This window comes from Micromonospora sp. NPDC049374 (assembly GCF_040677165.1).
In the GTDB taxonomy this organism is placed as follows: Bacteria; Actinomycetota; Actinomycetes; order Mycobacteriales; family Micromonosporaceae; genus Micromonospora.
This window is the reverse complement of record NZ_JBFAQH010000022.1, coordinates 72,585-85,754: the sequence shown is the minus strand read 5'-3', so window position 1 is coordinate 85,754 and position 13,170 is coordinate 72,585. Positions and strand designations below refer to the sequence as shown.

The 13,170-nt window shown below is 66.1% G+C and carries 12 protein-coding genes and 1 pseudogene; 8 read left to right on the top strand and 5 right to left on the bottom strand.

The window, feature by feature from the left end:
- Positions 1-136 precede the first annotated feature (136 nt).
- The 7 genes and pseudogenes from AB0J93_RS27500 (at position 137) to AB0J93_RS27470 (ending at position 6,917) form a co-directional block, all read left to right on the top strand.
- On the top strand, positions 137-1,213 hold the full coding sequence (locus AB0J93_RS27500; protein ID WP_363925211.1) for an ABC transporter permease subunit: 1,077 nt from the start codon (positions 137-139) through the stop codon (positions 1,211-1,213).
- Positions 1,214-1,222: 9 nt separating this feature from the next.
- Positions 1,223-2,176 (top strand): carbohydrate ABC transporter permease, encoded by a 954-nt coding sequence (locus AB0J93_RS27495; RefSeq protein ID WP_357589879.1) that lies wholly within the window; start codon positions 1,223-1,225, stop codon positions 2,174-2,176.
- Positions 2,177-2,319: 143 nt separating this feature from the next.
- Positions 2,320-2,874: a DUF624 domain-containing protein gene (locus tag AB0J93_RS27490; RefSeq protein ID WP_363925210.1), complete on the top strand. Its 555-nt coding sequence runs from the start codon at positions 2,320-2,322 to the stop codon at positions 2,872-2,874.
- A 377-nt stretch (positions 2,875-3,251) separates the two neighbouring features.
- Positions 3,252-4,083 (top strand): annotated as a pseudogene (locus AB0J93_RS27485) (IS5 family transposase); the annotation flags it as partial.
- Between the two features lie 162 nt (positions 4,084-4,245).
- Positions 4,246-4,389 carry a hypothetical protein gene (locus AB0J93_RS27480; protein ID WP_363925209.1) on the top strand — a complete coding sequence of 48 codons (144 nt, stop codon included), beginning with the start codon at positions 4,246-4,248 and terminating at the stop codon, positions 4,387-4,389.
- A gap of 774 nt (positions 4,390-5,163) precedes the next feature.
- Positions 5,164-6,090 carry a class I SAM-dependent methyltransferase gene (locus tag AB0J93_RS27475; RefSeq protein WP_363925208.1) on the top strand — a complete coding sequence of 309 codons (927 nt, stop codon included), beginning with the start codon at positions 5,164-5,166 and terminating at the stop codon, positions 6,088-6,090.
- Positions 6,091-6,725: 635 nt separating this feature from the next.
- On the top strand, positions 6,726-6,917 hold the full coding sequence (locus AB0J93_RS27470; RefSeq protein ID WP_363925207.1) for a hypothetical protein: 192 nt from the start codon (positions 6,726-6,728) through the stop codon (positions 6,915-6,917).
- Between the two features lie 187 nt (positions 6,918-7,104).
- Here the strand turns inward: AB0J93_RS27470 and AB0J93_RS27465 are convergent, their stop codons facing one another.
- The 3 genes from AB0J93_RS27465 to AB0J93_RS27455 are packed head-to-tail and all read right to left on the bottom strand — an operon-like array spanning position 7,105 to position 10,612.
- A complete protein-coding gene (locus AB0J93_RS27465) occupies positions 7,105-8,448 on the bottom strand; it encodes an MFS transporter (RefSeq protein WP_363925206.1) in 1,344 nt (447 codons plus the stop codon).
- Positions 8,445-9,272 carry an SDR family NAD(P)-dependent oxidoreductase gene (locus AB0J93_RS27460; RefSeq protein WP_363925205.1) on the bottom strand — a complete coding sequence of 276 codons (828 nt, stop codon included), beginning with the start codon at positions 9,270-9,272 and terminating at the stop codon, positions 8,445-8,447. Before AB0J93_RS27460 ends, AB0J93_RS27465 begins: the two co-directional genes overlap by 4 nt.
- Positions 9,269-10,612, bottom strand: coding sequence for an NAD(P)-binding domain-containing protein (locus AB0J93_RS27455; protein WP_363925204.1), 1,344 nt, complete (start codon positions 10,610-10,612; stop codon positions 9,269-9,271). Before AB0J93_RS27455 ends, AB0J93_RS27460 begins: the two co-directional genes overlap by 4 nt.
- 126 nt (positions 10,613-10,738) lie before the next feature.
- Here AB0J93_RS27455 and AB0J93_RS27450 point away from each other — a divergent pair, with 126 nt between their 5' ends.
- A complete protein-coding gene (locus AB0J93_RS27450) occupies positions 10,739-11,869 on the top strand; it encodes a helix-turn-helix domain-containing protein (RefSeq protein ID WP_363925203.1) in 1,131 nt (376 codons plus the stop codon).
- Positions 11,870-12,031: 162 nt separating this feature from the next.
- On the opposite strand, the gene AB0J93_RS27445 is transcribed toward AB0J93_RS27450, so the two are convergent.
- Entirely contained in the window at positions 12,032-12,430 is a 399-nt protein-coding gene (locus AB0J93_RS27445; RefSeq protein ID WP_363925202.1) for a hypothetical protein, read from the bottom strand.
- A complete protein-coding gene (locus AB0J93_RS27440; RefSeq protein ID WP_363925201.1) occupies positions 12,417-13,115 on the bottom strand; it encodes a polymorphic toxin-type HINT domain-containing protein in 699 nt (232 codons plus the stop codon). Before AB0J93_RS27440 ends, AB0J93_RS27445 begins: the two co-directional genes overlap by 14 nt.
- Positions 13,116-13,170: the final 55 nt, after the last annotated feature.

Sequence of the window (13,170 nt, the reverse complement as noted above, 5' to 3'; positions counted from 1 at the left end):
CCACTCCCCGGGGCCAACACCCCCCCTCGCCCTTTTTTTTTTTTTTTGGGGGGGGGGGGGGGGGGGGGGGCGCCCCCCCCCCCCCACGACGCGTTCTCGATTACCAGCCACTGCTCCTGACGACGAGGTTGGACAGATGACGGACGCCACGGTCAGCATCCCCGTGACCGCCACCGGGCTCGAACCGGCCCCGGAGCCCGCGAGCAGTTCGCGTGCCCAGAACCGCAAGGCCCGAAAGAATGCAGCGAAGGGTCCCAAGCGCAAGATCACCTGGGACCTGGTCTGGGCGCAGCGAGCCCTGCTCGCGATGGCCGTCCCGCTGCTGCTGTACCAGATCCTGTTCAAGTACGTCCCGGTCTACGGCTGGGCGATCGCCTTCCAGAACTTCAAGCCGGCTCGCGGCAGCAGCCCCTGGCCGGGTCCCCGCAGCCTCTGGAACCAGCAGTGGGTGGGCCTCGAGAACTTCTACAACCTGTTCACCGGTGTCATGGGTGAGCGGTTCATCCGGGTCGTGATCAACACGATAGGACAGTCGGTCCTGACCCTGACCGTCGGTACCCTCGGGGCCATCGTCCTAGCGCTGCTGCTGAACGAGGTCAAGAACCTGCCGTTCAAGCGAGTCCTTCAGAACATCACCTACATGCCCCACTTCCTCAGCTGGGTGATCGTGGCGAGCATGGCATCGGTGGCGCTCTCGCTGCCCTCCTCCGGCGGGTTCATCAACCAGGGCCTCATGAGCCTGCACATCATCGACCAGCCGATCCTGTTCCTGACCGAGCCGAACTACTTCTGGGGGATCGTCGCCGGGACGAACCTGTGGAAGGAGCTGGGCTGGAACACGATCATCTACCTGGCCGCGATCACCGCGATCGACCCGAGCCTGTACGAGTCCGCCGAGGTCGACGGAGCAGGCCGCTTTCGCAAGATGTTCAGCATCACGCTCCCGAGCATCAGGCCCACGATCGTCGTGCTGCTCATCATCAACAGCGGCTGGATCCTGTCCACGAACTTCGAGCTGCCGTACTTCCTCGGCAACGGCCTGGTGTCCGACAGGTCCGAGACCATCGACGTCTTCGTGCTGCGCTATGGCTACGAGCTGGGCAACTACAGCCTCGCCATCGTCGCGGGCATCTTCAAGACCATCGTCGCCGTCATCCTGGTGGGCGCGGCGAACCAAGCGGCCAAGCGCCTCAACCAAGAGACGCTGGTCTAGGAGGACTTCATGTCAAGCACCACTGTCGCGAAGCCTCTGGCGCGGCGCGCATCACGGGGCGGGTCACGGCGTCGCAAGTGGACGACCGAGCGGATCATCTTCACGACGCTCAACACGACCTTCCTGCTGGCCCTCGCGGCGGTCATGGTCTACCCGCTGCTGAACACGCTCGCCATCTCCCTGAACGACGGCATGGACGCCGTCCGTGGCGGGATCGGCATCTGGCCTCGGGACTTCTCGCTGCAGAACTACAACGTCGTGTTCAACATGCACACGATCTACCAGGCGTTCTTCATGAGCGTCCTGAAGACGGTCGTGGTGGTGGCGACAAACCTGTTCTTCACCTCGATGCTCGCCTACGCGCTCAGCCGCACAGAGTTCATCTTCCGCCGCCCGATCACCGTGATCTTCGTGCTGACGATGTACTTCGACGCCGGGCTGATCCCCAACTACCTGCTCATCAAGGACCTGGGCATGCTGAACACCTTCCAGGCCTACTGGGTGCCGACGATCATCAGCGCGTTCAACCTGATCATCCTGCGCACGTACATCAAGTCGATCCCTGAGGAGATCATCGAGTCGGCACGGATGGACGGTGCGGGCGAGTTCCGCACGTGGTGGCAGATCGTGATGCCGCTGTGCAAGCCCGCGCTGGCCGTGGTGGGTCTGTTCGTGGCGGTGGGCAGCTGGAACGCCTGGCTGGACACCCTGCTCTACGCCTCGGGCAATCCGGCGTTGACCACCTTGCAGTACGAGTTGCAGAAGCTGCTGTCGAGCTCGATGAACGCCGGCGTGAACTCCGTGGCCGCCACGGGCGCCACGGCCTCTGGCGGGCAGGTCACCACACCGATCGCGCTGCGGTCGGCGATCACCATGGTGGCGGCCGTCCCCATCCTGTTCGTCTACCCGTTCCTGCAGAAGCACTTCGTGTCCGGTCTCATGATCGGCTCCGTGAAGGGCTGATCGCGTCGGCCTCCCGCCCACCGCAGGAGGCCGACCCCGTCCTCAGGACCCGCAACTGCGCACACTGAAAGGCCCCGACCATTCTCCGTTTCAACCCCGCGTCGCGACTGTGGCGCATCCTGGACTCGCTCGGCTCCATCATCGTGATCAGCCTGTTCTGGCTCCTGAGCCTCGGCCTTGTCGTGACGGCGGGAGCGGGAACGGTGGTCGCCTACGAGGTGTGCCGCCGGTACGTCCTGGGCAAGGACGGTGGCGTCCGGGCCATTGCTTCGAAGGCCTTGCGGCAGAGCTGGAGGCAGGCGACCGTCGTCGGTCTGCTGGCCGTCCCGGTCGCGGCCGTCGGCATCCTCTCGCTCTCCTACCTGCCCACTCGCGGGCTGGCCGAGGTCTGGGTGCCGCTCATTGTCGTCGGACTTTTCCTCCTGCTCCTGGTCTTCTGGTGCCTCCCCCTCGTAGCCCGCTTCACCAACCCCACCTGGCGCCAGGTGTTCAACGGGCTCACGTTGGGGCTGACGACGCCCAGCCTGACGTTCCTGCTCGGGATCGCCGTGGTCCTCGGGGGCGTCGCCATCTGGAACTTCATGCCCGCGGTGTTCGTGGCGCCCGGCCTGATCCTCCTGTGGTGGTGCTACCTGCTCGAGCGGTTCTTCGTCGCCCGGGGGTACGTGCAAATGGAGCCGAAGGAGGCAGAGGCCTGACGCTCTCCAGCCGTGGACCTGAGTTGTCTCGTGAAGCGGCTCGCGGCGATCTTGTACACAGAACGGTGGGGGTGGACCAGCTTCGGTGGCCTGGGCACCGACGTATGGGAGGTGCGAGTGGGACGGCAGGTTCGCCGGTTCCGGCACACCCCTGACTGGACGTTTAATCCACGCTCGTGGCGAGAGCGGCGGATTCGTATATCGGTTCTGATGACCGGGTGGGTCCTAACATGACCCAAATAAGTGCTCTCCGCCGATTCGCGTCTGAGATAGTACGAGGCCTTTGACCCCGCAATCGTGTCTCGTTCACCTTCGTCACGGGAACCGGCGGACCCATGGTCCGCCGGACCAACCGGTCGCCGCGGTAAGCCACCACAATGTCTGAGCGTCGCGCATACCCGTCCGACCTGTCCGACGCCCGCTGGGCCCTGATCGCACCCCGACTGACCGCCTGGCGACAAGCCCGCACCGACGCCGGAGTCGGCAGCCGCACCGCCACCCACGACCTGCGCGAGATCCTCAACGCCATCCTCTACGTCAATCGCACCGGCATCGCCTGGCGATACCTGCCCCACGACCTGCCGCCCTACCAGACCGTCTACGCCTACTTCGCCGCCTGGAGCAAGGAAGGCATCTTCTCCGAACTGAACTACCACCTCACCGGCCTGGTCCGTGACCACCACGGGCGGACCACCACCCCGCCGCCTCCATAATGGACATACAGAGCGTCAAGACATCCACCAACGTTCCGACCACCACCCAGGGCATCGACCCGAACAAGAAGATCGTCGGCCGCAAACGCGGCATCATCACCGACACCCTCGGCCTCCTACGCACCGTGATCGTCACCGCCGCCAGCGTCAGCGACTACACCATCGGCATGGACCTGCTCGACCAGGCCACCACGCCCATCCCACCCTGGCCAAGACCTGGGTCGACGCCGGCTTCAAAAACCGCGTCGTCGAACACGGTGCCCGCCTAGGCGTTGACGTCGAGGTTGTCACCAAAGACCCCAGCGTCAAGGGCTTCAGCGTCGTCAAGCGCCGATGGGTGGTCGAACGCACCTTGGGCTGGCTGATGCAGCACCGTCGTCTCGTACGTGACTACGAGGCCCGTCCCGACAACTCCGCCAGCATGATCACCATCGCAATGATCGACAACCTTGCCAAACGACTCGCCGCCGAAACCACACCGACCTGGCGAGAAACATCAAACCACATAACACACAAACTACGTGAATCAGACGTCCTCTTAGCGAACCATTCCAGGATGCCGCTGATTGCAGCCCTCGGCCACCGACCTGGGGCATTCCCGCCTGTGCTGAACGTGCGAGACTCGTGACGGCGCAACGGGCGCGGGGATGTGCGGCGTATGACTGAGGACGCCCCGACGCCGGCCCACCTGACGAAGGTGTTGGACGGTCTCGCCGAGAATCCGGCGTTGCCGGCCGGGTTCGTTCGCCGGCTAATGCGCTACCGGCGCGGTTTCGGCCACGTCACCACACGCAGCACCTGACCCGGCAACGGCGCTACCCTTGGCCGAGATGGACCGACTGCTCACCCTCGCCGAGCTCTGACGGAGAGCACCAGCACAAGAGGATTTAAACCCACAACAACCTCTTGTCGAGCATCGACCTCCAAGACTTGTCATTCGTTGTCAAAACCCCTTGTTACGGAACGTAGCTGAATCCGACTTGTCGTTGAGCGCCAAAATCCGGCGTTGAGCTGCACAGACACAATCAGGTACTGGGCGCTTCTTGTCACTTATTGTCGACTTTCAGTGAGGGTTTTCGGGGGGTAAACGGGGGCGATGTCCTGCCGCCTCCCGTCGCCCACCCCCTGTCCAGTGCGTCGCCGGCCGGACCCAGGACGCCGACCAAGCTGTCTTATCAGGGTCACCACTGCACCAATCCGGGTCACCGTCGCCGCCGAGTCCAGCCTCGAACTGCCGGTGACCGCGGTGCGGGCGGAATCATTCGACCACCTCATGCCCATCGGAGGCGATCCGGACGGACCGACGTCGGCATAAGGCCATCGCAAATGCATAGCAGGACTGCTGGACGAGCTTGCTCCTTGAACCAGGCAAGCAACGCTGAAGGGCAAATACGGGCTCGAAGACGACGACTGACCATCTCCGCGGCTTTGAAGACCGGTTCAACATCGGCTCCAGCATCACGTGATCGTCGATAGATTTCGTGTCCGCGAGTTTTGACACCGGTCCGGGGCCAGTCGCAGAGCTGAGCCGTGGAAATTGGTAGTCCGACCCGCGCGTGGTCGCTACCGTCACGGGATGGCATACCAGCACCCGCTCGCCTACACACTGGGGTTAGAGGGCGTGGCGTTGCTGCGTGCCTTCGCCGGCGACTACGACCGGGACTTCGTCGAAGCGCGGATCAGCGAGGTCCGGCGCCTTCTGGACAGCCCATCGCTGAACGGTGACGGGGTCACCGCAGCGCAGGTCGACACCGTGAACGGCTACAAGGTGTGGTCCGCGACCTACGATCAACCAGGTAACGGGCTGTTCGACATTGAAGAACCCATCGTGCAGGAGATCCTCGGCTCCCTGCCACCTGGCGTCGCCTTGGACGCGGCTTGCGGCACCGGCAGATACACCGAGTACCTCGCCAAACAGGGCCACCGGGTCATCGGCGTCGACAGCTCCCCGGAAATGCTGGCTCACGCTCGTACCCGTGTTCCCAACGCCGAACTGCGGCAGGGCAACCTGCACCAGATTCCCCTACCCGACGACCACGTCGACGTCATCGTGTGTGCGTTGGCGCTGACCCACCTCCCCGACGTCGGACCGGCGATCACCGAGTTCGCCCGCGTACTGCGCCCTGGCGGCCATCTAGTAATCACGGACGTGCACCAAGAGCTCGTGGCATTGGGGTCAGTGCCGCGAGTGCGTTCTGCCGAAGGTGATCCGGGGCTGCTACCTGCGTTCCGCCATCGGGCCAGCGACTACCTCCACGTCGCCCTGCCATTGGGCCTGCAGCTACAGCGTTGCGAGGAGCCTCGGATGTCCGGCAACACCAGCGAGGACATGCCCGGGGACATCGCGACAGGACCATGGGACGTCTGGCCTTGGTCGCTGCTGGGCATCGTCCCGGCGGCAGCCTGCGCCGCCTGGGACGGAACACCAAGCCAAATCATCTGGCACTTCCAGCTGGCGCCGAGCGCAAACACGGCGGCAGCCACTTCTTCCGCTGCCAACTAACTGGCGTAACCTGGGGTTTCTCGTCACTTGCTCCCAAGCAGAATCACGGCGACAGCCCCGCGACGCCGAGGCGGAGTACGCGCTGGCCCATTCGGCGACTACACCGTCGAGGACGGCGTGTGGACTCCGGGCTGGCACAAGGGCTGACGGAGTCCCCAAGGCGTCGACCAGCAGGTCAGCAGCGTGTCGACGCTGACGTCGAGACGGTCCCGACTACGCTCAAGTCAATTCACGCCCAGATCGATCCCTGCGTGATCGCCAGTCGGATTCTGCGGCCAGTTTGTCGAGATAAAGCAGGTGTCCCCCGCCGCCGTTGACGCGCTCGTCGGTCGACACGTCGACATGGAGCGCGGGAGCGGCTTCGTCCCACCCGAGATCGAGCCGGACCCGGAGTCGACGTACGTGGCCCAGCCGGTGGTTCTGCTGCCGCGCCCGGCGCCGTTCCGGAAGGACGGCTGTATGAGGTCCGGGGTGTCGTGGTGGCGCCGGCTTGGTCGCCAGCTCGTGCCGCGTCGAGGCGGGCGTGACTGCTGCTGGTACCACGGGGGCGACTGGCACGTCGTGTCCCGCCTCGCCAACGCCTCGTCGCGCGAGCTGAGGCCGCCGGCGTTGGCTTTGAGGACACGCCCTCGTACGTGCTCAACCATCCGGACGCACCGGGTCTCGCCGGTTGGGAACACGAGGCCTTGTTCTCGCTCATGGTCGACACGATCCGTCCGTATGCGCCCTGGCCGAGCCGGGAGGGCTACAACAACGGCCAGCACCGCGCCCAGGCGCTGCTCGACGCCGGCGTGCGCCGGGTCCTCATCGAACGCGTCGCCGACTGACCAGCCGTCGATGCGGCGGTGCGGGACGCTTTGGCAGCGGTGGCACCGCGTGATCGCCGAACCCGAACCGGCGCAATGCCGGCAACGTCAGCCCCCATTCTGGCTGCTGGCTCCCCGCCCGATGCTCCGGACGCTGGCCATGCAAGCTTTCGCTCGGCGACCGGTGCCCGGCCTGAGCACGCAATGCTCAACCGGTGTGGCGTGTCGGATCCAGCTTCCAGCGCACTTGGAATGTTAGCGCCGCGGCCATCAGCACCGCCGGGACCACGGTGAAGCCGATCAACAGGGCGGTGTGGGCGGACTCCGGCTGCGTCACGGTCTGCCCCTCGGTGGTGGAGATGAAGCCGCCCAGGGCGAGCACGGCCGAGTACACGTACGGGCCGATTGCGGTGCCGGTGGCTTCGGTGGCAGTCCAGACACCGGTGTAGGCGCCAGCCCGGACGGTACCGCGCTGCTCGGCGGCCGCGACCGCGTCCGGGACCATCGAGAACGCGAACAGCTGCAGCCCGGCGAACGCGATGCCCAGGATGCCGACCACCGCGACAGCCGGCCCGGTGCCGTAGCCGAGCAGCGGCGCCAGCGAACCGGCCACGAAGACCGCCTGGCAGATCAGCAGGCCAGGCTGCTTGCCGATGCGCCGGGAGACCTGCATCCACACCGGACCGGCGATGACCGCTGGACCGAGGAACGCCCCCATGAACAGGGCGGTTAGTCCAGAGTTCTCGAAGACGTACTTGGTGTAGAACGGCAGCGCTGCGAGGAACAGGTGAGTAGTGGTGCCGGTGAACAGGTAGGACAGCACCAGCGCGCGGAAGTCGGGGTCCCGCCAGGCGACCGCGATGTCACCGATGGTCGAGTGGGCCGCCTGCTGGTCGGGCATCCGGAAACCGGCGTGGGCAGTGAGACGCCGTACCCCGGTCAGTGCGACCAGCCCGGAGATCACCATGACGCCGGAGAGCAGCAGGGCCATCCAGCCGTAGTCGCCGCGCCGTCCCGACTCCACCAGCGCCGGTGCGGCCACACCGGCACCAAGCAACCCGAGGGTGAGGAAAAGCATCCGGAACATGAACACCCGGGTGCGCTCGTGGTACCCGACTCGAAGATCGGACGGGGTGGTCAGGTAGGGCACCTGGAAACACGCGAAGAGCAGGTTGCCGGCGATGAACCAGCCGCCCACCCAGAGCGCCGCCGATGCGCCGGAGAAACCGGCGGGCACCGAGAACATCGCCACCATGGCCACCGGAAGCAGCAGACCGACCCGCAGCATGCCGAGTCGGTGTCCGCTGCTGCGCGCTTCCCGGTCGGATCGGCTGCCCAGCATCGGATGCACGATGATGTCGATGATCTTCGGCAGCAGCAGGGTGAGACCGGCCAGGAACGGCGAGACACCGAGCGTACTGGTGAGGAAATAGAGCAACAGCAGGCCGGGGACGGTCACCCAGACGCCCATCCCGACCGAACCGGTGGCGTACGCGATCAGGTCGCCTGCCCTGCTCCGCACCTCGCCCGCCGACCCGCGCAGCGCCGTCATCGGGTCGCCTCGTGCCGTGCGACCACACCCGCGGCAAGCTCGGCGCCCTGGAACGCGCCGGAGCGGACCCGGCCGGCGAGGATGCGCGCCACGATCCGATCGGTCAGCGCCGGCAGGTGACGGGCCAGGAAGAACTCGACCGCGCCCCGCCGGGTGGTGGGTAGATCACGGCGAGGACGACGACTGAGCGCGGCGCGCAGCACGGTCCGGACCACCCCGTCCAGCGGCTCGTACTGGCTCATGCCCTCCAGCGAGAGCCCGGCCGCGGCCGTCGAGTCGTGGATCGGGCTTCGTACCGCCGACGGGTACACGCAGGTGACGCCGACATGGGTGCCGAGCTCCAGACGCAGCGCGTCCGCGTATGCGACCAGGGCGCGCTTGGAGGCACCGTACGCAGCGGCCAGCGGCAACTGCATGACGGCCATCCGCGAGCTGAGCATGACGATCCGGCCACCAGAGGCGACCAGTGCGCCTACACATGCGGCGGTGACCCGCCAGGTGCCCAGCAGGTTGATGTCGAGCTGGCGGCGTACTTCCGCGCCCGGCGCCAGTTCGGCCGGGGCGGGCCCACCGATCCCGGCGTTGTTGATCAGCAGGTCGAGCCCACCGAGCTGGTCAATTGCTTCGCGTACCACCGCCGGCACCGCGTCGTCGTCGGTGATGTCGCAGGCCAGGACCCGGACCGGGTCATCGGCACGGGGGGCCAGGTCCAACCCGACGACCTGGGCCCCGAGTTCGTCCAGCCGGGCACAGATGGCCCGGCCGAACGTGCCGGAGGCACCGGTGACGAGGACACGCAATCCGCGGGGGTCTCGGGCGCTCAAACCACACTCTCCTCGGCGGTGAAGGTGCGTCCGCCCCGGGCGAGGCGATTCCGGCCAGCCGCGATCTCCCTGGGCAGGTCGGCGACGTACCGGTCGAAATCGATACGCATGTGCGGCCGCGCGTTCGTGCCCCACCGCTCGATGGCGGCGCGCAAGGCTCGCTGCACGGCGTGCTGCTGTTCGTCGATGCCGGGCAGGGCATAGCCGCCGGAGAGATACGCGGCGACCAGTTTGGCCTGGACCTCCACGACCGGCAGAGCGGCACCGGTGGACTGCATCAGGCCGACGAATGCCAGGCTGGGGTCGTCGAGATGGAAGACCCGCTGGTACAGCGGCAGCTGCTGGGGGTCGGCGCCCAGCCATTGAGGGGACAGGAACGGGATACTCACCCGGTACCCGGTGGCCCAGACGATCACGTCGACCGGGTCGGCGCTGCCGTCGGTGAACATCACCCGTTCCCCGTCCAGCCGTTCGATGCCGGGACGTGGGGTCACCTCGCCGTGGGTGAGCCGGTGCAGGATCGTGTCGCTGATCGTCGGATGGTTCTGGAACAGGCCACCGGCCGGGGCGGGTAAGCCGTACCTCTGTGGGGTCCCGACGGCGAGCCGCAACAGGGTCTCGGCGATGCGCTGCCGCAGCCGCCACGGCAGGGCGGCGAGGGCGCCGCCGGTCGCGTCGGCCGGGCGGCCGAACAGGTACTTGGGGACGATGTGGACGCCGCGCCGGGCGGAGAGCAGGACCGGCCCTCGAGCGACGTGCGAGGCGTCCACCGCGATGTCCATGGCCGAGTTGCCCATGCCGACGATCAGCACCCGCCGATCCCGGAAGACGTCCGGAGTGCGGTAGTCGTGGGCGTGCATCTGGGTGCCGTGGAACGTCCCCGGATAAGCCGGATCCGGATAGCGCGGATGCCAGTTGTGGCCGTTCGCGACCACCACGGCGTCGTACCGCTCGGTGTCACCGGACTCGGTCGTCACCGCCCAGAGCCGGTCACGCTCGACGCGGGTGACCGTGCTCCCGAACCGGATGTGCGGAATGAGCCCGAACGACTGCGCATAGTCGGCCAGGTAACTGGCGACGCGACTGGCCGACGGATAGTCGGGCCAGTCCGCGGGCATCGGAAAATCCGCGAACTCGGTGCGGCGTTTGCTGGTGTTCAAGTGCAGGGAGGCGTACGCCGGAGACAGGCCGCTGCTGTTGTCCCTGACCCACAGGCCACCGGGCCGGTCACCCTTTTCGTACGCCACCACCGCACAACCGGCGTCGAGCAGCGCCTTCACCGTGGCGAGACCGGCCGCTCCCACACCGATCACCGCCACCCGACTCGAAGAAACGGCCATGGTGCTCCTCGACGGTTGTAGCTTCCGCCAAACCGTAGGGCCTGGCACGGGGGCTAATACATGGCGTGGAGCACGCAGTTTCGGGTTCTTGTTGTAGCGCACCACAACGGCGGGGAGCATGACAGGATGACGCATCCGGACGGCTGGACGACGATGGTGGACCTGATCGAACGCGTCGTGGGCGATGACGAACTGCTGCCGTCGGTGGTCGCCGGAGTCCGTACCACCGTGCGGGAGGTCTCCGCACTGCCCACCTCCGACATCGCCGGGCACACCCGCGCTCTGCTGGTGGCCGCAACCCGCGCATTGGCCGCACGGCGCGGCCCCACCGAAGCTGAGCTGTCGTTCGTCGCGGACCTCGGTGTCACCCGTGCCCGGCAGGGCGTGCCGATCGAATCGGTGCTGGGCGCGATCCACTTCGCCGAGCGCGCGATCTGGGCCCGGGCCCGGGAACTCGCCCGGGACCAAGGCGTCAGCGCCGAGCAACTGCTGGACGTCCGGGACCTTTACGACGACTGGGCTGAGGCCGTCCGGGCCCGGCTGATCAGCGCGCATCGGGCTACCGGAGCCAGCACGGATCCGCTTCCCGGGCACCGGGACACGGCACTGCTGCGGCGGCTGCTCCAGGGTGGTTCGGCGGCCACGCTGGCAGCCGCCGAGGCCGGCCTTCCGGTCACCGGCGGGCTGTGGGTGCTCGTCGCCCGGCCCGGGGAGACCGCCGCAGGCATCGAACGAGCCGTGCGCGAGCACCCGCCGGTGCTGTGCGCAACCGTGGACGACCTGATGGTCGGAGTTCTGTCCCGGGCTCCGTCCGCCCGCCTGAAGGGGACCGGGGCCGTGGCAGGGCTCGCCGGTCCGGCCGAACCGGAGAAACTCGCGCCGGTGCAGCGGCTCGCCACCGCGGCCCTGACCGCCGCCGAGTCCACCGGCCGCACCGGGCTGATCCACATTGCCGATGTGGCCTGGCTGGCGGCGTTGACCGAGCGGGCAGACCTGGCAACGGTGCTGCTCGACCGGTACGCGCCCACTTGGGCGACACTCGGACCGACTGCCGAATCGGTGGCGCACGCCGTGCTCGCCTGGCTGGAGAGCGACCGCGATGTCGACCTCGCCGGGGCGAGACTCTTCGTGCACCCCAACACAGTTCGCAATCGGGTCCGGCGCTTCGCCGCCGTCACCGGCATCGACCCGGCGGGCACCTTCGGCGCCATGACCGCCTGGTGGCTATGCCGAACCTGGCTGCACGACGCGACCTGATCTCGCACCGTGCGACGCGTTGTCCAAGCAATTATTCCACTATGGAATGGCACGTTGCCATTGCACTGGACTGACCCTCGAACCCGACACAACCTGACTATTCAGGACCCTAAGGAGCCCTCCACGTTTTCAGGGGATTGATAGAACCGACCTCAAACATTCCTACTCGAGCACGATTACGACTAAGGCTGGCCACTCATCGTCGTCGACGAAGATACGAATTCGAGCACTCTCGCCAATTGCGCGCAGCGAGAGAACTGCAGCGCTGTCAGAATCACTCACCTTGAGAACGCCCGACGGTAAAGGGATCTCCGCGGAGAAGCGGAGCACCATGCTCGTGGTCGCAGCCTCAGGGAGATCCGCATCATATACCTCGACCGAAACCGGCCCATCCACCGAACCTTGCACCCCCATATACAGAGAGTCCAGCTCCAGGTGCACCTGCTCGGTAGCAGCGTTCCAATTATCATGCCTGGCACGAGTTGCAGAGTCCTCCACAACCAGCAGACCATGCTCAAATGGGACAGTAAATGACCCGAGCAGGCCGTCAGTCGAAATCATAGTTCTCCTCTCCCAACTGCCGCACCATACCGCCTTGCTTCCTCATGCAGTCCATACACTGAGGATACGCGGTTTGAGGACCTTGCCCTGCTATGGATGTCGGCGGCTGATGGTCCCGGACCCACGCACCACTCTTAGTCTTCGGCGTTGTAGCGCCACAAGTGTGACAACCGTACTTGTTGCCAGCTTCGTCTACGAGTTGGATCACTCCCGGATCCTTGATGTTTCCGTTTACAAGCCCAACGCCCTCTCTAGCATGCGGGCCTGCGCCGAGTGTCTGGGTGACCAGGCATCCTTCGTTGGTATTGTGCACGAGGACCGGCGTGTTGCCGGCGAGCACGTAGTACGTGTGGGTGTCGTCGACGGTGAGGTTGTAGGCAAGTGCGTGCCACACGGAGGGCGAGATTTCCGCGGTGACGACCGCGCTGCCATACGGACCGGTTAGCCGATCTCCGCGGTCGAGGGCGTGGGCTGCTTGCCATTCGCGGTCGGTCTCGTTCCAGAAGGGATGATCATCGGTGGTGCCTAGGTTACCGCCTTCGATTGTCAGGTTATGAAGGTTGTCCTCGTGCACCCAAACGTGGGTAGCCCTGCGTTTGCCACTTTCGCCCGTTTCGGGATTTGTTGCGAGGACTTCGTCGCCGACTCGTAGATCCCTGATGGGCTTGGTACTGCCATCGGCCATGAGGACTTGCGTGTCGTCGCTGAATCTTTAGGTCTTCTTAAAGAAATCTGTAGCG